Origin of the sequence: Cernens ardua, assembly GCF_051251085.1 — a bacterium.
Classification (GTDB): Bacteria; Pseudomonadota; Gammaproteobacteria; order Pseudomonadales; family Halomonadaceae; genus Cernens; species Cernens ardua.
Map to the genome: position 1 here is coordinate 95,105 of NZ_JBPCZH010000001.1, position 19,650 is coordinate 114,754.

The following is a 19,650-nucleotide window of genomic DNA, read 5'->3' on the forward strand; positions in this document are numbered from 1 at the left end:
CATTATCACGCTCACCCGAGCCATAGGCTGTCTGCACAGAGGCTGACATCAATAGTCAACGTTATATACCGTTGATGATGATGGATCAGTGCCGCATGTGCCATCGAAATTCGCTATAAAAGGAGGTTCGTGTCATGAGTAAACCCTTCAAGATTGACTCACGCTATCAGCCGGCAGGGGACCAGCCTGCGGCGATCGAGGCATTGGTCAACGGGATCGAAGCCGGTCTGACTCATCAGACGCTGCTTGGGGTAACCGGTTCAGGCAAGACCTTCACCATGGCGAATATCGTGCAAAAGCTGCAACGTCCAACCATCGTGTTAGCGCCAAACAAAACGTTGGCAGCTCAGTTGTATGGGGAGTTCAAGTCATTCTTTCCTGACAATGCTGTCGAATATTTCGTCTCTTATTATGATTACTACCAGCCTGAAGCCTATGTGCCTTCTTCCGATACGTTCATCGAAAAGGATGCATCGGTCAACGATCATATCGAGCAAATGCGCCTTTCGGCGACCAAGGCCTTGCTTGAACGGCGTGATGCGCTAATTGTGGTGTCAGTATCGGCTATCTATGGTTTGGGTGATCCCGAACAGTACATGCAAATGCGTATGCACTTCAATCGGGGTGAAATCATTGATCAGCGCACCTTTCTGCGCCGTTTGGCGGAGCTGCAATATACCCGAAACGACATGGACTTCCGTCGAGGCACCTACCGCGTCAGAGGGGATGTTATTGATATCTTTCCCGCTGATGCCGAAGCCGAGGCGGTGCGTGTAGAGCTGTTCGATGATGAAATTGATGGTATCAGCCTCTTTGACCCTCTGACGGGGGAAGTTCATGCGAAGATCCCTCGCATGACCATCTATCCCAAAACGCACTATGTGACACCTCGTAATACCATTCTGGGTGCCGTGGATAGTATCAAGGCGGAGCTCAAGACGCGCCTGGAGCAGTTGCGCGAAAACAACCAGCTGGTTGAAGCCCAACGTCTGGAGCAGCGGACCCTCTATGACATCGAGATGATGCTTGAACTCGGCTATTGTAATGGGATTGAAAACTACTCCCGCTACCTGTCCGGGCGTGATCCGGGAAATGCACCGCCCACGTTCTTTGACTATTTGCCACCGGATGCATTGCTCTTTATTGATGAATCTCACGTGAGTGTTCCACAGGTCGGAGGCATGTACCGTGGTGACCGATCACGCAAGGAAACTCTGGTTGAATACGGGTTCAGACTTCCTTCAGCCCTCGATAACCGTCCCATGAAGTTTGAAGAGTGGGAGCGTATTATTCCACAGACGGTATTCGTTTCAGCAACCCCTGGCCCCTATGAAGAAGAGCATGCAGGGCAGGTTGTCGAACAGGTGGTTCGGCCGACTGGGCTGCTGGATCCGGAAATCGAAGTGCGTCCGGCTACCACGCAGGTGGATGATCTACTTTCGGAGGCACGTAAACGCATTGAGGTTGGTGAACGTGTATTGGTCACTACGTTGACCAAGCGAATGGCAGAGGATTTGACCGAGTATCTGGATGAACATGACATCCGTGTGCGTTATCTGCACTCCGATATTGATACGGTCGAACGTATCGAAATCATTCGTGATCTTCGTTTGGGCAAGTTTGATGTACTGGTCGGGATCAACCTGTTACGGGAAGGGTTGGACATTCCTGAAGTATCCCTTGTTGCCATTTTGGATGCAGACAAGGAGGGCTTCCTCCGTTCTGTTCGATCATTGATTCAGACCATTGGTCGCGCGGCGCGTAATGCACACGGCAAAGTCATTCTTTATGGTGATCGTGTGACAGATTCCATGCGTATCGCCATGGATGAAACCCAGCGTCGTCGCGACAAACAGATAGCCTTCAACGAAGAGCATGGCATCGTGCCTCAAACCGTGACGAAGAGCGTCGCGGATATCATGGAAGGTGCGCAGGCGCCGGGTACACGGAGAAGCAAACGCAAGGGCGAGCGTAATACCAGTGAACCCGAAGGTTTCGCCAAGCCGATTGATACCATGTCGCCTGTGGAGCTTGAGCGCGAACGTACGCGCCTTGAGTCCGAGATGAAGCAGGCCGCGCAACAGCTTGAATTCGAACGAGCTGCACAACTGCGTGATCAACTTCACCAGATTGGTGAGCAATTGATGAGTGAAGGGGTCGCGCCTTCAAGCAATTAAGGCGGACCATTGTCCATTCCTACCGAGGAAGCTGATGACAGCAATTATTGGCGGAACGCTGATTGTAATCATCCATCTATTGGGTGTGACTTCAGCAGTGATGGCGCTTCTTTCCAGTCGAACCTCCCAAGGCGCGATTGCGTGGATTATTTCGCTGATTACTTTTCCATATATTGCTGTACCGGCCTTTTGGATACTCGGCAGGCCCCGGTTTTATGGCTACGTGAGCGCTCGTGAAGAGCGTGAAAGCGAACTGCGTCAGGGGTTGGTGTCGATTGACGAACGGTTGGAGCCTTACCTCAACCATTCACTCAGCAATGATGGGCGTGTGACTGCGGTAGAGCAGTTGGCAATGATGCCGCTGACAACCCATAATCATGCGGAATTGCTTATTGATGGGCAGGCTACCTTTGACAGCTTGTTTGAAGGGTTGGAGCAGGCCACCGATTATGTACTGATTCAGTTTTTCATCGTGCGTAATGACCGTCTGGGTAAAAAGCTGAAAGAAAAGCTGATAGCCTGTTCTGAACGGGGCGTTAGAATTTGCTTCATTTATGACGAAATCGGTAGTCACCAGCTAAGTGACCGCTATCTGAGTGAACTGAACGAAGCCGGCGTGGAGGTTACTCCGTTTGGCTCTTCACGCGGTTGGCGACATCGGTTCCAGGTCAATTTCCGTAATCATCGAAAAGTCATGATTGTGGATGGTCGAATGGGATGGGTAGGTGGCTTCAATGTGGGCGTTGAGTATCTTGGCGAGAAACGTAGGGTAGGGCCTTGGCGTGATACTCACATGAAGTTGCTCGGGCCCGCCGTATTGGGCCTGCAAGCAGCGTTCTGGGAAGACTGGTATTGGGCTACCGGAAATGTGCTGGCGCTGGATTGGCGGCCGCGTGCCGCAGGCGAGCAGAATCAGAATGTACTGATTGTACCGTCGGGGCCAGCAGACCGCATCGATACAGCCAGTCTCATGATTCAGAATGCCATCAATGCGGCGACCAGGCGGCTTTGGATTACGACGCCGTATTTCGTTCCGGACCAAAGTGTACAGGATGCACTCAAACTGGCTGCATTACGTGGTGTAGATGTGCGTATCATGATGCCGGAACGGCCGGATCACCTATTGGTGTACTTGTCCGCGTTCTCCTTTCTGGGAGAGATGATACGCGCCGGCGTTAATATTTATCGTTATCAACCGGGCTTTCTTCATCAGAAAGTGATGCTGGTTGATGATCATACGGCGGCAGTGGGTACCGTCAATCTGGATAATCGCTCTTTTCGGCTTAATTTCGAAATTACCGGCTATGTTATCAATGATGATTTCGCGCATGATGTTGAAAGGATGTTGGAGAATGATTTTTCCCACTGCCGTCAGGTCATGTTGAGCGAAATCACGCATCGACCCATTTGGCGCAAACTGGTGTCTCGAGCAGCGTATTTGTTGGCGCCGGTACAGTAGAAACAAATGCATGCAATGAACTCACCCCCACCTATATGGATGTGGGGGAAGACAAGGAACAGGTCATACTGAATGAATCTGGAAACAAAATGGCTTGAGGACTTCGTAGCCTTGTCAGCCGCGCGGAGTTTTTCGCGTGCTGCGCGCCAACGTTTTGTCACGCAGCCGGCCTTTAGTCGCCGTATCCGCTCATTGGAGCAGGCCGTTGGTGCTGAGCTGATTGACCGTTCAACTACACCTGTCAGCCTGACCACGCAAGGTGAGCTCTTTCTAATTACCGCACGCCATATGGTCGAACACCTGAATGAGTGCGTAGATCATTTGCGTGGGCTGGAAACGCGTGATGAAAAGCTCGACGTGGCCGCCGCCCATTCATTGGCTTTTGCGTTTTATCCACGCTGGATATCTCAACTTCAGAAAGGCGTGGGTGAACTTCCTACCCGGTTACTGGCCATGAATGTAGGCGATGCCATACATATGCTGCGGGAAGGAAACTGCGACTTGATGTTGGCTTATCATGACGAAGGCGCCGATCGAGGTTTGGATAACAGTGTTTTTCCCTCATTTTCGATAGGGCAAGTCAAATTGATTCCTGTTTCTGCAACAGATGACCTCGGTGCACCTGTTTATAATCTGGATGATGAAACAGAACCTCGGTTGCCTTATCTTTCCTATACGTCAGATGCCATGTTGGGTAAAAGCATTCGAGCACTTCTCAAGGATAAACCTGTACGACATCGCCTGAGAACGGTCTATGAAACGGCCATGGCGGAAGGGTTGAAGGCCATGACGCTTCAGGGTACCGGTTTGTCGTGGATACCGGATTTTTCGGTCAGGGATGAATTGGCGTCCGGGAAGTTGGCACGTGCAGGGAGCGAGCAGTGGGATATTCCGCTTGAGATCCGACTCTATCGATGCACTTTGGTGCACAAACCCGGGGTCGATCAATTGTGGAAGCGCTTGCAGAAGTTACCCCGTGACAAGCTCAAGGCATGAAGGTGACGACTGATATCTTCGCACTTCATGATACACCTCGAGCAATATAGTGATGCATTCAGGTCTTTGTGAGAAAGATTGGTTTTTGTAAGAAAGAAAAGTTGTGCGTTCTGATATCGCTGATTCGAGGTATGAAGGTTGGGTCGTCAGAGTATTGAAATGGATACGTCGATAAGAGGACAAAGCGAATCTCACCTTTCCTTGTGTGTAAACAATCGCAACTTTATTTCATCTAATTCCCAACGTCGCATTTAAATACTATTTAAAGTCGTTCCCACTGTCTTGCTCTACCCCTGTCCCTCTGCAGAAGCGTATGATGATGCTCATATTCATTATGCGCAGGAGCATCATCATGTCATTGGCACCTTTTATCGTTCGGCCCGGCCCGCAGGAATATGAATGCCGTATTGGTGTTTTGGATACATTGCCGGAACGCCTCAAGGCTCATGGCGTGTCTCGTGTTGTATTGGTGCACGGGCATGTATCATGGGAAAACGCCAAACCTTTCCTGTCAGCGCTCTTCGAAAGTGAGATCGAGGTTACACAACATACATTCTGTGGAGAATCCACGTATGCTGAGGTAGAGCGTGTAAAGGCGCTGGTCAATGAGACATCTGCCCAGGCCGTTATCGGTGTCGGTTCCGGCAAGTTGGTTGATGTTGTAAAGCATGTCGCCGAGGATATCCCACCGTTGTACTCTGTGCTGGTGCCCACTCTGGCCAGTAACTGTGCCCCCTGGGCTCCCTTGAGTGTGATGTACAGCAGTGAAGGCGTGTTTGAAAAGGTCGATTGGCTGAAGAAGGAGGTGGGACTCTTGCTGGTCGATCCCCGTATCGTCATTACTGCCCCCAAAAAATATCTGGTGGCCGGTATCGGCGATACGATTGCCAAATGGTATGAATCAGAAAAGATTTTGGCTCAGCAGGAAACGCAGGCCAGTGCATTTCTGAAAGCGGCTCGTGCGCAAGCCTACGTCTGTAAGCAAACCATGGTTGACAAGGGAGATCAGGCTGTTGCGGATCGTGATGCTCAAGAGGTCACGGATACGTTCGTGGAAGTTGCTGAAATCATTATTGCGATCAGTGGGTTGGTAGGGGGCTTTGGTGATGCCTATGCCCGTGCCACACTGGCGCATGCTATCCACGATGCAATTACAGCCTTTCCCGAGACGCATGATTTTCTGCATGGGACCAAAGTAGCTTATGGTGTGATGGTAAATCTGGCCTATGAACATAAATGGGATGAAATTGACAAGTTGATTCCCTTTTATGAGACCTTGCAGCTTCCAAAAAAACTGTCTGACATGAATCTGGGCTATCTGAATGAAGCGCAGTTACGACAAATGGCGCAGGATGCGCAGGAAGATGATCTGTTAAAAGTTTCCTTCTACGAAACCACACCTGAACTGATTTATCAGGCTGTCGTTGATTTGGAGAATCACTTCAAGCAATAAAATCCGATTGTGAGAGGATAATTGCGGATCATTCGGATTGCCTACCGGGCATGCCTTACGGTTAAGGTTGCGCATCATTCTGGAATCATCGATGAAAAAGGGCGATCGTACATACGATCGCCCTTGCCCTATTTGGATGTTCTTTTTCTCAAAAGACAATTCATGCAGTGAGAATGGACTCCATCCAATCCACGGCGGCTTCCGCTTGCACATCAAAGCATACCTCGACGACTCCGCTTTGCTTCCAGCGCTCATCCGGATAGTCACGTGCTTCTTCGGCAAATAGTGTCAGCCCTTCTGCTGGGCCTTCGGTAATGACGCTCAAATAACCGCGGCGAGTGGTGAAGAGCTCCGGTTTTTGTAGCCATGCAACAGCGACGCTGTCGTGAGGGCAGCACCCTTCGATGCCCAATGCGCCACGATAAAACTCGGCGTAGAAATCGAAGCCGTTTTGCAGTACGTCGCCCAATGCACCTTGTGCCTTTGCAATGCGCTTCATTCGCTCGGGCGAAATCAGTGTCTTATGCGTCACATCCAGCCCAACCAACGTAATGGGCCAGCCAGCAGTAAGCACTCGTTTCGCAGCATGTGGATCAGAAAATATATTGGCTTCGGCAGCAGGGGTAACGTTCCCACCCTGATGGATTGAGCCACCCATGACGACTACGCGTTTCACTCGATCCTTGACGCTGGGGTCGATTTGAAGGGCTGTGGCCAGATTCCCCAAAGGTCCAACCGCGACCAGTGTTATTTCACCGGGGCGTTTGCGTGTCTCTTCGACAATAAACTCAGCCGCCGTTTTATCGACAGGCGTTGAGGTCACTTCTGGTAACGATTGATTGCCCAGTCCATCCTTGCCATGTATCCAGTCAGGTACAGGGAAGGGACGTTTGACCAACGGTGCAGCTGCCCCTTGTGCGACAGGAATGGATTGACCTGCCAGCTGTGAAAGCAAGAGCGCATTGCGTGTGGCGGTTTCGATATGGACATTACCGAAAGTAGTCGTCAAGCCCACAACCTCAATGTCAGGGTCTGCCATGATGAGGGCAATGGCCTGTGAATCATCAACCCCCGGATCAGTATCAAAAATAATGGGAGTGGACATGAATGGCTCCTGTTGTTTTGGTTAATAAACGTTTTGGTTAATGAATGTTTTGGCAAATGAGTGAGTTAATCGATGATTGTCTTCAGGACTGAGTATTGAGGAACTCATCAACTGCGGATTTTTCCGGAATACTGGGGGCTGCGCCTTCTTTTTGTACACATAACGCAGAAGCGGCGCGTGCCAGGGTAAGAGCATCCTCAACCGTTTCCCCTGAATCACGTGCAGCGAGGAAATAACCTACAAAGGTATCTCCTGCACCTGTGGTATCTTTTGCATTTACCTTGAATGCTGCCTGCTGCACGCGTTTTTCACCATGCGCGTACAATACGCCGGTACTCCCCAACGTTAGAATGATCTCTGGAAGAGGGAAGTGGTGTGTCAGCCGCTCTGCCAAAGCTTCCGCGGTGGTATCCTTAAACTCTTTTGACCTTGTCAGAGGATCCTGAACGGCGTCCAGAAGTTGCCATGCTTCGCCTTCATTAAGAAACAGCAGGGTTAGCCTGTTCAACGGAAGCTGTGCGATCCGTGAGTCCATGGGCGCCGGGTTGAGCGCGATCTTCAGGCCTTGTGCCAAGGCATGGTGAATGATGTCATCAAGATGTGAACATTCGTTTTGTGCCAGTAGCCAGTCTTGTACAGTCGCTGACTTCAATACTGTTTTGATGTCATCCTGCGGTATCGCATGGTTTGCGCCGGGAAACAGCACAATTGCATTTTCTGCTGCATCATCGACCTGGATGAAGGTGTGCCCGCTGGGCGTATTGTCCAGCATAGCAATATGATTCGTGATGACGCGCGACTCTTTTAGATAATCGACAACCCATTGATCTTCATGGCCCAACGCTCCCAGATGAGTGATATGTTGCCCTGCGCGGGCTATGGCGAGGCTTTGATTTGAGCCTTTTCCTCCCAGGACCCGATCATAGCCAGTACTTGCCAGCGTTTCACCGGGTCGAACCAGGTGGGGAACGCGATAAACATTGTCGATGTTGATGGAGCCGTAGTTATAAATCATCAGTTATACATCATCTTTTTTTCAACGAAGCGTTGTTATAGTTAAAGGTAGAGGAGAACCGCCAGCAAGGCATTGTTGTCAGCAATGTGATAGTAGCAGGCTGACAGGGGTAGAGTGCCGCGGCCTTTTCTCGGCCATTTATAGGTGTTGCCTGTCATTAGCGGGAAATCCAGCCCCGCTTGATCAAGGGGGCAAAGAGTACCTGATACACCTTGCGTGCGCACTGGTAGAGCGCAGGCATGTAGAATCCATTGAGTCGATAGGCGAGGGCAGAGCTAATGAGGGCCACCACTGTGCCGCCTACCATATCCATGGGAAAATGCACGCCAAGGAAGACACGTGACCAACCGATCAACAGGCCCAATAGGGCGATGCCGATACCCAGCTTTCGCGTTTCCCATTGATATATCAGGCTAAAGGCCACTGTCATGACAATGGTCATGTGGTCACTCGGAAATGATGCATCCGGGCGGTGATGAAGGAATGTGTGGCCGATCGGTATCATGAATGGCCGCGGAGAAAACCAGAAGTGAGCAATCAATGCATTGATCAACAAAGCGCAACCGCAACCTACCAAAGCCCTTAACATGGGTTGCTGTTGCTGTTTGTCTCGCCTGATCCAGCCAAGCACAAGGATGACAGGAATAATCATGATGGCATACACAGCCAAAATATACGCCAGCCACATTAACCAATCCGGTGTCAGTGTGTTGGCGTTTACAATGCGGAACCAATCATAATTCAACGCGTCCATGAGGCGGATCATCCATGCATTCTTTCAAATTGATGTAGTGCGCTGCTTGGTGTAAAAGCGAGCTACCGTAATGGGTATGGTATCGGCCTACCCCCAGTGCCTGATGATAATGTGCGAGACAGAACGCGAACATACTCAAGTGGGCGATACTCTTTAATATATACATATCCATTTTATGTATACATGGAAAAAGGCTGACCCTTTAGGCTTATCGTCTCTGTCATTACATATTCAATCGGGCAAGAGTAGCTCGGATGAACAACGAATTGAATGTTTTGACCCCAATTTTTTTGATTTGTCGCGTAAAATTTCCCAATAACCGAAAAGCATCTGTATTTCATGGAAATATGCCCAGTATTCTTTCGGTGTGGTATAGTGTCTGGCTATGTAATAAATGCCGTGCTTCTACAGAGAGCGATGTGTATTTTACCCTGCTCACCACGCGCCTCTGATAGAATTCCCATCTCAAGAGGGGAGGCAGGGTAGCGGGTGGAATTATCCGGGTGAGATTATTCGAGGCCATCTTATAGCGTGTGGCTCTCTAAAGTGTTGAATAATAGAGAGATGAATCATGGCTTAATATCGCTTGTCCATAGGCTATGAATTTTCGAAATCATCCCCATATTTAACATGTAGCCAGTACAACGCCTTTCTGTATGGAGTTCCGTCCATGCAAAAGGAACACAGCTTCTTGCAAACCACCCTTGTGGATCATGCTTTTTGGTAATGCCAGGGTGTTTTGTAATGTAAATGTGTATAGCAATTTCCGATTGTTTATTTTGGGTGGAACCTTCCATGCCGATTTATGAATATGAATGCCGCGATTGCGGAAAGCATCTTGAAAAACTGCAACGTATGAATGCAGCCCCATTGACGACTTGCCCTTTCTGTCATAAGGAAGGATTGCACCGATTGATCTCGGCTGCCGGTTTTCGACTGGCGGGAGATGGATGGTATGAAACGGACTTCAAGAAGTCTGACAAGCACAATCTGGCGGGCGATAGCGGCGGATCAGGTAATAACTAACTGATATCTGTCAATGGCTGAAGTGATACGAGCACGACACATTGCCGCTGTATTATGCGTCACGAACAGCACTACTGAATTGAATACAAGACACACCATTGGTAACGGGAATTAACATGCGAAGTCATTATAGCGGCCAGCTAAATGAAGAACTGGTCGGTCAGCAAGTGACCCTTTGTGGTTGGGTCCATCGTCGCCGTGATCACGGCGGTGTTATTTTTCTCGATTTGCGTGATCGCACCGGGATCGCTCAGGTTGTTGTTGATCCGGATACCCCGGACGCTTTTGCCAATGCTGACCGCGCGCGTAATGAGTTTGTATTGAAAGTTACGGGTAAAGTGCGCCTTCGCCCTGAAGGAACTCAGAACCCTGATAAACCGACTGGCATGATCGAAGTGCTGGCGAAAGAGGTCGAAGTACTGAATACCTCGAAAACGCCGCCATTCCAGCTGGACGATCATGGCAAGGTCGGTGAAGACGTTCGTCTCAAGTACCGTTATATCGACTTGCGCCGTCCGGAAATGATCGATCGTCTGCGCTTGCGTTCCAAAATCAGTCACAGCATTCGTGCCTATCTCGAAGAAAATGGTTTTCTTGATATTGAAACACCGATTCTGACGCGTGCAACCCCTGAAGGTGCGCGCGACTATCTGGTGCCCAGTCGCGTCTATCCGGGCAGTTTTTATGCTCTGCCTCAGTCGCCCCAGCTGTTCAAGCAGCTGTTAATGGTGGGTGGTATTGACCGCTATTATCAGGTAGCCAAATGCTTCCGTGATGAAGACTTGCGTGCAGATCGTCAGCCTGAATTTACCCAGATCGATATCGAGGCCTCTTTTATCGATGAAGAGGAGATCATGTCGATTACCGAGACAATGATCCGTCGCTTGTTCAAGGAAGCCATCGATGTAGAACTCCCTGAGTTCCCACGGATGCCTTACTCCGAGGCCATGAATCGTTATGGTTCGGACAAGCCGGACATGCGCATTCCGCTGGAGCTGGTGGATGTGTCTGATCTGATGTCCAGGGTCGATTTCAAGGTCTTCTCGGCTCCAGCCAATGCTGATGATGGTCGTGTTGCGGCGCTTAAAGTAAGCGGTGGTGCTTCACTGTCACGCAAGCAGATCGACGACTACACGAACTTCGTCGGTGTATATGGCGCGAAAGGGCTGGCGTGGATCAAGGTTAACGAACGTGCGAAAGGGCTTGAAGGCCTGCAGTCGCCGATCGTTAAATTCATGGCAGATGTGGTCGATGAGCTTCTTGACCGTGTGGATGCCCAGGATGGGGATATCATCTTCTTCGGTGCAGACAAGACTCGCATTGTAAATGATGCACTGGGTGCCTTGCGTGTCAAATTGGGTGAAGATCTTGACCTTTACACTGCAGATTGGGCTCCGTTGTGGGTCGTTGACTTCCCGATGTTCGAAGTGGATGACGCTGGAAAATTATCTGCGATTCACCATCCCTTCACAGCGCCTTCCGGTAGTGTGGAAGAGGTGCGTAAGGATCCGGTCAACGCGCTGTCTCGTGCCTATGACATGGTGCTGAATGGTTGTGAAATCGGCGGTGGGTCTATCCGTATTCACGATCAGGCGATGCAGAGCGCTGTTTTTGACATTCTTGGCATTAGTGATGAAGAAGCAGACGAGAAATTCGGCTTTCTGCTGAATGCCCTTCAGTATGGTGCACCACCCCATGGTGGCCTGGCCTTCGGCTTCGATCGATTGGTCATGCTCATGGTGGGCGCAAAAACCATTCGTGATGTTATGGCGTTCCCGAAAACACAAACGGCCTCTGACATGATGACGGAAGCCCCTGGTGAAGTACCTGCTCAGTCTCTCAAAGAGCTGGGTCTGCGGGTTCGCCCCAAGGCAGAGTAGTATCGTGTTATCAGGGCATCGTGACAGGCGATGCCCTCGTTGAAAACGTATTGTATCCTCGGGTGCAATACGTTTTGTTGTTTAATGCACTATATCCAAATGCATATTGAAATACAGAAATACACATACGTTGAATGCTATTGCCTAATGCCGGCTGAACATTTGATGAAGGTATGGGAGGTTTTATGGCGGGCCACAGTAAATGGGCCAACACCAAGCATCGTAAAGCGGCGCAGGATGCCAAGCGTGGCAAGATTTTTACCAAGCTGATTCGTGAACTGACAGTCGCTGCACGTCAGGGAGGCGGAGACCCTGCATCCAATCCGCGGTTGCGCGCTGCCATCGATAAGGCGCTCTCCAGCAACATGACAAAGGATACCGTTCAGCGTGCAGTTGACCGGGGTGCCGGTAATGCCGACGGTGAGCAAATGGATGAGCTTGTCTACGAAGGCTATGGGCCTGAAGGCGTCGCGGTGCTGGTTGAGTGTATGACAGACAATCGTAATCGCACGGCATCGGATGTTCGCCATGCCTTTAGCAAGTTTGGAGGGAATCTGGGCACCTCCAACTCTGTGGCTTTTCTTTTTGAAGAACAGGGGCGCCTGGGCTTTGCGGCAGGTGCGGATGATGAACGTATCATGGAAACTGCACTTGAAGCAGGCGCTGAAGATGTGACTGAACAGGACGATGGCCTACTGGTCGTTACCACCCCCGCGGAGTTTGGTGTGGTCAAGGATGCTTTCGAGTCTACCGGGCTCACGCCTGATCATAGTGAGGTGGGAAAATATCCGGCCAACTATACTACCATTAGTGATGTTGATCTGGGGCAACGTGTGATGAAGCTGATAGATTGGCTGGAAGATCTTGATGATGTTCAGAATGTGTATACCAATGCTGACTTCACCGATGATGTTCTGGAGGCAATGGCGTGATTCTACTGGGTATCGATCCGGGCTCAAGACGTACAGGCTATGGCGTGATTGATGCTTCTTCGGCTCAGCCTACCTACGTCGCCAGTGGTTTTATTCGGATTGATGCCGAGGATTTGGCTCAGCGTCTGGCACAGGTCTATGCCGGTGTCGCCGAGCTGATCGCCTCTTATCGTCCCGCTGAATTTGCGATCGAACGCGTTTTCGTGGCGAAGAATGCCGATTCGGCGTTAAAGCTGGGGCAAGCAAGGGGTAGCGCGATTGTTTGCGCCGCCAACCATGGTTTACTTGTGCATGAGTATGCGGCCACGCTGGTCAAACAAGTGGTGACCGGTAATGGAGGGGCAGATAAACCTGCCGTACAGCGAATGGTCATGGCTACTCTAAAACTCAATGGCCTACCGCAGGCGGATGCTGCAGATGCTCTGGCTATCGCACTGACTCACTGTTACAGTCAACGAGGCATGCAGGTAAGGGGTGATACCAAGGCCAATTCCCGAAAACGTGGAAGCCGGAATGCTTGGCGTTCCTATCGGCCTTGAAGTTGGCTGTACTTTTTTTTCAATTATTCCTTATCATTTTCCTTTCTGATTACGTCCTTCTCATCGCTCTTTCTTTTATCCACCAACATTTCCTGCACGTGATTTACCCAATCCAAACCACATTCTTTTGTCTTCATTCACTTATATTGGAACTTGAGAGCGCACCTGTTTTCTTGGCCTCTCTGCAATGTTGTGATGATATGTACTGATCCATCCATCAAATGCTATTCATATGAGTGCGTTTTTGTATATGCATTGCTAAACGGGTATTCGTAGTCAGATAGGATGAATATTGATAGAGCACTTAAACTCGAAGAGTCGTAAGAGTCGTTCTCTTCCTGTGACGTGATGTGAGTATCTGTCGTTTTGTTGTGTAGATGGCTGTAATGGCAGACAGTAGGGCAAATTCTTTTGTATACTGGAAAGAAATCCGACCAATGAACGAGCTAGCATATTGATAACATTAACGTTGTTGTTATATCGATGAGATGTCGATGAGTTATCGCTGTGACCTCGCTGATGTGATCTTTCTACCAGGTAGCTCGTCTTGGCATGCATCCATTAAAGGAAAATCGAGGACTATGATTGGACGCTTGTTCGGCCAGTTGATTGAGAAACAGCCCCCCTGGATTGTCATTGACGTACATGGCGTGGGTTATGAGTTGGAAGCCTCGATGAACACCATTGTCAATCTGCCGCCAGTGGGTGAGTCTGTCCGTCTCTATACCCATCTGGCCGTGAGGGAAGATGCGCACTTGCTGTATGGCTTCAAGGATGAGCTGGAACGACGCATGTTTCGTGAGCTTATTCGCATTTCTGGAATAGGGCCGAGAGTAGCACTTGCCATTCTTTCCGGCATGGAGCGCAGTCAATTTGTCCAATGCCTGCAGGATGAAGACGCAGCTTCGTTGACCAAGCTCCCTGGGGTGGGTAAAAAGACGGCGGAACGGTTGATCGTCGAAATGCGTGACCGCATGGCCCGTTGGCCCGAATTGATCCGCGAGGCGGATGCAGCCAAGGGCGGCTTGAGTTCTCTGTTTTATTCGGCTGCCGCAGATCAGCCAACCGATTCAATTGATAATTATGCCGATGCAGAAGCGGCCTTGGTGACATTGGGATACCGTCCCACTGAAGCAGCCAAGATGCTGAAAGGCATGGACTACACCGAATCGGTTGAACAGCTCATCAAGTCTGCGCTTTCTTCTCGCATGAATAATGATCGGGGAGGGCATCGATGATCGAATCTGATCGTCTGATCTCCTCTGACCCAAAAGGGGACACTGAAACACGGGTGGATCATGCCATTCGGCCTCGCTCCCTTGATGACTATATCGGGCAACCGGCGGTTCGCGAGCAGCTGGGTATTTTTATTGATGCTGCACGTCATCGCGGCGACAGTCTGGATCATACCCTTGTTTTCGGCCCCCCGGGGCTGGGCAAGACTACCCTAGCCAACATTATTGCCACTGAAATGGGGGTGAATATCAAGTCAACCTCCGGGCCTGTGTTGGAGCGCCCCGGGGATCTGGCGGCCATGCTGACCAGTCTTGAACCGGGAGATGTCCTATTTATCGACGAAATTCATCGCCTTTCTTCAACGGTTGAAGAAGTTCTCTATCCGGCGATGGAAGATTTCCAACTCGATATCATGATAGGTGAAGGTCCGGCGGCACGCTCCATCAAGGTTGATTTGCCCCGTTTCACCCTGGTAGGTGCAACTACTCGGGCAGGATTGCTGACTTCCCCCTTGCGCGATCGTTTTGGTATTGTGCAACGGCTGGAATTTTATGATGTGGGGGATTTGAGTAGTATCGTCTCGCGATCGGCCTCTATGCTTGCCCTGGATGCAAATGAAGCGGGTGCGTTGGAAATAGCCCGTCGTTCTCGTGGTACGCCCCGCATTGCCAATCGGCTGTTACGTCGTGTTCGTGATTATGCTCAGGTGAAAGCCGATGGACAGATCAACGCAGATACTGCGTCCCGGGCATTGGATATGCTCAATGTAGATCAACATGGTCTTGATCATATGGACCGCCGGTTGTTGCTGATGATGATCGAAAAGTTCGATGGCGGCCCCGTGGGCGTTGATAGTCTGGCTGCCGCAATTGGCGAAGAGCGTGATACTATTGAGGACGTATTGGAGCCTTATTTGATTCAGCAGGGTTTTATGATGAGAACCGCCCGTGGGCGCATAGTGACTTCTACGGCGTATCGTCATTTTGGCATAGAGCCCAGTGACTCAGGGGCGTTGCCAGATCAGGAGGAATCCAGATGAGCATATTTACGTGGCCGGTCCGTGTTTATTATGAAGATACCGATGCCGGTGGCATTGTCTATCATGCGCAGTACCTCAACTTCATGGAACGCGCTCGTACCGAATGGTTCAGACATCAGGATTTTCAGCAAAATCAGCTGTTCAAGCAGAATATTCAGTTGGTCGTTAGCCGTTTGTCATGTCGTTACATACGTCCTGCAGTGCTGGACGATCTGCTAGAGATCCGTAACAGTATCATTGATGTGGCTTACTGCACGATGCTCTTCAAACAAGAGGTCTACCGCCAGGATGAACTGTTGTGCGATGGTGAGGTCGAAATAGCATGTATTGATGCTGTAAACCTGAAGCCCAAACGTTGGCCGGCAAAAATGAAAACCCTGTTGAACGAGCAGCAGGTCGCTTGTTCAGAGGAGTAGCCGCAGCAATAATTGTGTTCGAACGACGTGATGGTGCTCGAACAGCCTGTTACTGTGGTTTTGTATCTTTCCGCAGGTTTAGGCTGTTGGCTCACATAGAGTGTTAGAGCAGTGAGAGCATTTGATTTTTATTTTAGGGACGATCAGTACGCAGGGCGTTACTGGCGTTGAATGAATCAAGAGGTTGATTGTGGAAAATTCGATGTCCATCGTCTCGCTGGTGACTCATGCCAGTATTGTCGTCAAGATTGTATTGGTGATCCTGCTGTTTTTTTCCCTGCTTTCATGGATCATCATTTTTCAGCGCTCCATCAGCTTGCGTCGAGCGACGCAGAGCTTCAGACATTTTGAACACTCTTTCTGGTCGGGTATCGATCTGCATCAGTTGGAAGAAAATATCGCTGGCCAGAAAGAAGGTATTGCGCATGTATTTCATGCCGGGTTCAAAGCCTTTAAACGACTACGGTCCAGGATGATACCCGCTGGTACGCGACCTACTCCCAAGGAGGCGTCTGCGGTACTGGTTGATGTCGAACGAGCCATGAATGTTGCTCAATCAGTCGAGAGCGCACGCCTGACACGCTTCCTTCCCATACTTGCTACCATAAGCTCTGTGAGCCCTTATATTGGCCTTTTTGGTACTGTCTGGGGGATTATGGCCTCCTTCCTGTCACTTTCCGATGGTGCTCATGCCACGCTTGCCACAGTGGCTCCCTGGGTGGCAGAGGCGCTTATAGCAACGGCGATGGGGCTGGTGGCCGCTATCCCTGCTGTTATTGCCTATAATCGTTTCAGTACCACGACTGAACAGCTGATTATTCAGTATCATGACTTCACTGAAGAGTTTCATACATTGCTGTACAGAAGCCTGCTAACGCAAGGAATGCCCAAGCATACTGCCGAGCATGCACCCGTAATGGCACCTGTGACTGTCGGGAATATGGGATAGGGAATGTATCAATGAATTTGGTCACGAATTTTCGGCCCATGTTTTCCAGCACATGTCCATCTGTACATGCGTTGTATAACCTGCGTTTATTTTGTACGGTCATTTGCAGAAAGCGTATTTTCTACGCAGTAGATCTTTTAGTCACTACGGGTTGGGGGTAGGTCATGTTTGGACCTTCACAGCAGGAAGTCAGGTTCAGACTGCCAGTGATACTTGCAGTCTTGCTGCATGTCATCATTGCCATTTTACTATTGGTACGCTGGCCGCATTCTGCTCCGCAACCTGAAACCTCTGTCGTTCAGGCGACGCTGATTTCCTCTCAGGCTCGTACCTCCAATCCTCATCCACAAAATGATAGTGCGAAGGGACAGGCCCATGAGCCGAAACCCTCTCATCAAGAGCACCATTCTCAGGATCAGAGGTCGCAGCAGGCCGAACAGCAGCGTCAAGCCGAGGCGCAGCAAAAACAGGCGCAAGAGCAACAGGCCCAACAGCAAGCCCAGCAACGTCAGCAGGCAGCTCAAGCAGCGCAACAACGTGAGCAAGCGGCCAAAGAGCAACAGCAGGCCGCTGCAGCTGCCGCCGCCGCTGCTCAAAAGGCCGAACAACAGAAGGCTGAAGCCCAACAACAGGAAAATGCGCGTCAGGCTCAATTGAAAGCAGCCCAGCAAAAGGCGCAACAGCAGAAAGAAGCACAAGCAAAAGCGGCTGCCAAACAGGCCGCGCAGCAAAAGGCAGATCAGCAGAAGGCTGCGGCTGAAAAAGCAGCACAACAAAAAGCGGCAGCTCAGAAGGCTGCTGAGGAAAAAGCCGCGCAGCAGAAGGCTGATCAGGAAAAAGCGGCCAAGGAGAAAGCCGCCCAGGAAAAAGCAGCGGCAGCCAAGGCTGCTCAACAGAAAGCTGATGCACAAAAGGCCGCGGACAAAAAGGCAGCAGCCGAGAAAGCCGCGCATGCCCGTGAAGAGGCTCAACGCAGACGCCGTGCCATGGCTGCAGCCGCTGCTGCTGCTGATAGTGATTCGGCGCTGCCCAAAAATGCCGGGCGTGGGCAGCACTCATCATCCAATGCGGCACGTGCAAGCAAGGCGGCAAATAGTATGATGGGTGTTATTCGTAATGCTGTAGAAAACAACTGGAATAAACCTTCGGGTATTCCCAACGGTATCGTCGCAACGGTACGTGTCCAACTGATCCCTGTAACAGGGGAGCTGGTAAACGTTTCCATTCAAAAGAGCAGCGGTAATGCTGCCTTCGATGCCTCTGCCATACAGGCAGTACAGCGTGCGGCGCCTTTCAACGAATTGGGGCAGGCACCCGGCTCCATTCAACAACAGTTCCAGAATTTTACGCTGACGTTCAACCCGGAGGATGTTAACTGATGAAACGGTGGGCTGCCCTAGCAGGGCTTACATTAATGGCTGCCAGTACCGCTGCGCATGCTGACCTCAATATTCAGATCACACACAGCAGTAACAATGCCATTCCCATTGCCGTGACTTCGTTCAATCCATCCAATCAACCGATGTCACAAAACATTTCGCAGATCATCACCAATGACCTGCGTAACAGTGGGCAATTTTCTCCCTTGTCGGGTAATCAACTGATCAGCAACCCGGCGCCAGGTAGTCAGGTCGACTATGGTGCCTGGCAAAATACGCGTGCCAGTTATCTGGTTGATGGTCGCGTTACGCAGGAAGGGAGCGGTTACCGGATTGTCTATGAGCTGCGAGATGTCTTTGGCAAGAAGGAAGAGATCAGTCAGGTGGTCAATACCACCAATCCGAATCAGCTCAGATCGGCAGCTCACTACATCGCAGACCAGATTTTCCAGAAAATTACTGGCATTCGGGGTGCCTTTGAAACCCGTATTGCCTACGTGATCTCCAATGGTTTGGGGGATCACATGACGTTCTCGTTGTATGTTGCCGATCAGGATGGATACAACCCACGCGTGGTGTTCAATTCTACGCAGCCGATCCTTTCACCTCGTTGGTCTCCCGATGGCAAGAAACTGGCTTACGTCTCCTTTGAAGGTGGGCATCCTGCCATTTACGTACAGCAGCTCTCTACCGGTGACCGGATCAAGCTGACCAGTTTCAACGGTATCAATGGTGCACCGGCGTGGTCACCGGATGGTAGTCATCTTGCGATGTCATTGTCCAAATCAGGGTCCCCTGAAATTTATGTCATGAATCTCGCTAACCGTCAGCTGACGCAGCTAACGCATGATTCTTCGATTAATACCGAGCCGAACTATGCACCTGATGGTCAGAGCCTGATCTTTACCTCTGATCGCGCCGGTGGCCCTCAGATTTATCGTTATAATTTCGCGTCCGGCAGCACGGAACGTGTAACTTATACGAATAATTACAATGCGGGAGGGCATTTTTCTCCAGATGGTTCTACAATATTCCTTGTCACTCGTACTGGTGCCGGATATCAGGTTGCCAAGCAGGATCTCCAAACAGGCCGCTTGACTGTGATCTCCAATAGCCATTATGACGAAGCACCAACAGTTGCGCCGAATGGCACAATGGTGGTATATGCAACACAGCAGGGGGGCCGTGGGGTTCTTGGTGCTGTGTCAGCGGATGGTCGTGCGTCCTTTGTCATTCCTTCACCACAGGGGAATGTACAGGAACCTGCATGGTCGCCGTTTGCTAATTAAAACGTA

Annotated in this window: 17 protein-coding genes; 14 read left to right on the top strand and 3 right to left on the bottom strand. The window is 50.5% G+C overall.

The genetic code is table 11. From position 1 onward, the window contains the following. Positions 1–134 precede the first annotated feature (134 nt). The 4 genes from uvrB (at position 135) to LMG33818_RS00540 (ending at position 6,085) form a co-directional block, all read left to right on the top strand. Positions 135–2,177 carry an excinuclease ABC subunit UvrB gene (uvrB, locus tag LMG33818_RS00525; protein ID WP_442321397.1) on the top strand — a complete coding sequence of 681 codons (2,043 nt, stop codon included), beginning with the start codon at positions 135–137 and terminating at the stop codon, positions 2,175–2,177. A gap of 34 nt (positions 2,178–2,211) precedes the next feature. Beyond that, positions 2,212–3,636: a cardiolipin synthase gene (gene cls / locus LMG33818_RS00530; protein WP_442321398.1), complete on the top strand. Its 1,425-nt coding sequence runs from the start codon at positions 2,212–2,214 to the stop codon at positions 3,634–3,636. Positions 3,637–3,708: 72 nt separating this feature from the next. Further along, positions 3,709–4,632 (top strand): LysR family transcriptional regulator, encoded by a 924-nt coding sequence (locus LMG33818_RS00535; protein ID WP_442321399.1) that lies wholly within the window; start codon positions 3,709–3,711, stop codon positions 4,630–4,632. Between the two features lie 352 nt (positions 4,633–4,984). Next, the gene (locus tag LMG33818_RS00540) at positions 4,985–6,085 is read left to right on the top strand and encodes an iron-containing alcohol dehydrogenase family protein (RefSeq protein WP_442321400.1); all 1,101 of its coding nucleotides are present in this window, start codon (positions 4,985–4,987) and stop codon (positions 6,083–6,085) included. Between the two features lie 160 nt (positions 6,086–6,245). Here the strand turns inward: LMG33818_RS00540 and LMG33818_RS00545 are convergent, their stop codons facing one another. The 3 genes from LMG33818_RS00545 to LMG33818_RS00555 all read right to left on the bottom strand — a co-directional run bounded on the left by LMG33818_RS00545 (position 6,246) and on the right by LMG33818_RS00555 (position 8,971). Next, positions 6,246–7,190, bottom strand: coding sequence for a nucleoside hydrolase (locus tag LMG33818_RS00545; RefSeq protein WP_442321401.1), 945 nt, complete (start codon positions 7,188–7,190; stop codon positions 6,246–6,248). A gap of 82 nt (positions 7,191–7,272) precedes the next feature. After that, positions 7,273–8,205, bottom strand: a complete 933-nt coding sequence (locus tag LMG33818_RS00550) for a ribokinase (RefSeq protein ID WP_442321402.1) — start codon at positions 8,203–8,205, stop codon at positions 7,273–7,275. A 157-nt stretch (positions 8,206–8,362) separates the two neighbouring features. Then, positions 8,363–8,971: an undecaprenyl-diphosphatase gene (locus LMG33818_RS00555; protein WP_442321403.1), complete on the bottom strand. Its 609-nt coding sequence runs from the start codon at positions 8,969–8,971 to the stop codon at positions 8,363–8,365. Between the two features lie 783 nt (positions 8,972–9,754). On the opposite strand from LMG33818_RS00555, the gene LMG33818_RS00560 reads away from it, so the two are divergent. From LMG33818_RS00560 to tolB, 10 genes are all read left to right on the top strand, one after another. Next, a complete protein-coding gene (locus LMG33818_RS00560) occupies positions 9,755–9,985 on the top strand; it encodes an FmdB family zinc ribbon protein (RefSeq protein ID WP_442321404.1) in 231 nt (76 codons plus the stop codon). A 116-nt stretch (positions 9,986–10,101) separates the two neighbouring features. After that, on the top strand, positions 10,102–11,865 hold the full coding sequence (gene aspS / locus LMG33818_RS00565; RefSeq protein WP_442321405.1) for an aspartate--tRNA ligase: 1,764 nt from the start codon (positions 10,102–10,104) through the stop codon (positions 11,863–11,865). Positions 11,866–12,050: 185 nt separating this feature from the next. Next, positions 12,051–12,797 carry a YebC/PmpR family DNA-binding transcriptional regulator gene (locus tag LMG33818_RS00570; protein ID WP_442321406.1) on the top strand — a complete coding sequence of 249 codons (747 nt, stop codon included), beginning with the start codon at positions 12,051–12,053 and terminating at the stop codon, positions 12,795–12,797. Beyond that, complete coding sequence (gene ruvC / locus LMG33818_RS00575; RefSeq protein ID WP_442321407.1) at positions 12,794–13,336, top strand: crossover junction endodeoxyribonuclease RuvC; 543 nt, start codon at positions 12,794–12,796, stop codon at positions 13,334–13,336. The genes LMG33818_RS00570 and ruvC overlap by 4 nt, the downstream gene beginning before the upstream one ends. A gap of 581 nt (positions 13,337–13,917) precedes the next feature. Continuing rightward, complete coding sequence (ruvA, locus tag LMG33818_RS00580; RefSeq protein WP_442321408.1) at positions 13,918–14,574, top strand: Holliday junction branch migration protein RuvA; 657 nt, start codon at positions 13,918–13,920, stop codon at positions 14,572–14,574. Next, positions 14,571–15,611 (top strand): Holliday junction branch migration DNA helicase RuvB, encoded by a 1,041-nt coding sequence (gene ruvB, locus LMG33818_RS00585; protein WP_442321409.1) that lies wholly within the window; start codon positions 14,571–14,573, stop codon positions 15,609–15,611. Before ruvA ends, ruvB begins: the two co-directional genes overlap by 4 nt. After that, complete coding sequence (gene ybgC, locus LMG33818_RS00590; RefSeq protein ID WP_442321410.1) at positions 15,608–16,027, top strand: tol-pal system-associated acyl-CoA thioesterase; 420 nt, start codon at positions 15,608–15,610, stop codon at positions 16,025–16,027. Before ruvB ends, ybgC begins: the two co-directional genes overlap by 4 nt. A gap of 202 nt (positions 16,028–16,229) precedes the next feature. Further along, entirely contained in the window at positions 16,230–16,976 is a 747-nt protein-coding gene (gene tolQ / locus LMG33818_RS00595) for a protein TolQ (RefSeq protein WP_442321411.1), read from the top strand. A gap of 164 nt (positions 16,977–17,140) precedes the next feature. Beyond that, the gene (gene tolA / locus LMG33818_RS00600) at positions 17,141–18,355 is read left to right on the top strand and encodes a cell envelope integrity protein TolA (protein ID WP_442321412.1); all 1,215 of its coding nucleotides are present in this window, start codon (positions 17,141–17,143) and stop codon (positions 18,353–18,355) included. Then, a complete protein-coding gene (gene tolB / locus LMG33818_RS00605) occupies positions 18,355–19,644 on the top strand; it encodes a Tol-Pal system beta propeller repeat protein TolB (protein WP_442321413.1) in 1,290 nt (429 codons plus the stop codon). The genes tolA and tolB overlap by 1 nt, the downstream gene beginning before the upstream one ends. The last annotated feature ends 6 nt before the right edge of the window (positions 19,645–19,650 follow it).

Coding starts and splice junctions, on each gene's coding strand:
- LMG33818_RS00550 (WP_442321402.1), bottom strand. CDS start 8,205: ATGATTTATAACTACGGCTCCATCAACATCGACAATGTTTATCGCGTT.
- LMG33818_RS00560 (WP_442321404.1), top strand. CDS start 9,755: ATGCCGATTTATGAATATGAATGCCGCGATTGCGGAAAGCATCTTGAA.
- ruvA (WP_442321408.1), top strand. CDS start 13,918: ATGATTGGACGCTTGTTCGGCCAGTTGATTGAGAAACAGCCCCCCTGG.
- aspS (WP_442321405.1), top strand. CDS start 10,102: ATGCGAAGTCATTATAGCGGCCAGCTAAATGAAGAACTGGTCGGTCAG.
- LMG33818_RS00535 (WP_442321399.1), top strand. CDS start 3,709: ATGAATCTGGAAACAAAATGGCTTGAGGACTTCGTAGCCTTGTCAGCC.
- LMG33818_RS00570 (WP_442321406.1), top strand. CDS start 12,051: ATGGCGGGCCACAGTAAATGGGCCAACACCAAGCATCGTAAAGCGGCG.
- tolA (WP_442321412.1), top strand. CDS start 17,141: ATGTTTGGACCTTCACAGCAGGAAGTCAGGTTCAGACTGCCAGTGATA.
- cls (WP_442321398.1), top strand. CDS start 2,212: ATGACAGCAATTATTGGCGGAACGCTGATTGTAATCATCCATCTATTG.
- tolQ (WP_442321411.1), top strand. CDS start 16,230: ATGTCCATCGTCTCGCTGGTGACTCATGCCAGTATTGTCGTCAAGATT.
- LMG33818_RS00540 (WP_442321400.1), top strand. CDS start 4,985: ATGTCATTGGCACCTTTTATCGTTCGGCCCGGCCCGCAGGAATATGAA.
- ruvB (WP_442321409.1), top strand. CDS start 14,571: ATGATCGAATCTGATCGTCTGATCTCCTCTGACCCAAAAGGGGACACT.
- LMG33818_RS00545 (WP_442321401.1), bottom strand. CDS start 7,190: ATGTCCACTCCCATTATTTTTGATACTGATCCGGGGGTTGATGATTCA.
- ybgC (WP_442321410.1), top strand. CDS start 15,608: ATGAGCATATTTACGTGGCCGGTCCGTGTTTATTATGAAGATACCGAT.
- uvrB (WP_442321397.1), top strand. CDS start 135: ATGAGTAAACCCTTCAAGATTGACTCACGCTATCAGCCGGCAGGGGAC.
- tolB (WP_442321413.1), top strand. CDS start 18,355: ATGAAACGGTGGGCTGCCCTAGCAGGGCTTACATTAATGGCTGCCAGT.
- LMG33818_RS00555 (WP_442321403.1), bottom strand. CDS start 8,971: ATGATCCGCCTCATGGACGCGTTGAATTATGATTGGTTCCGCATTGTA.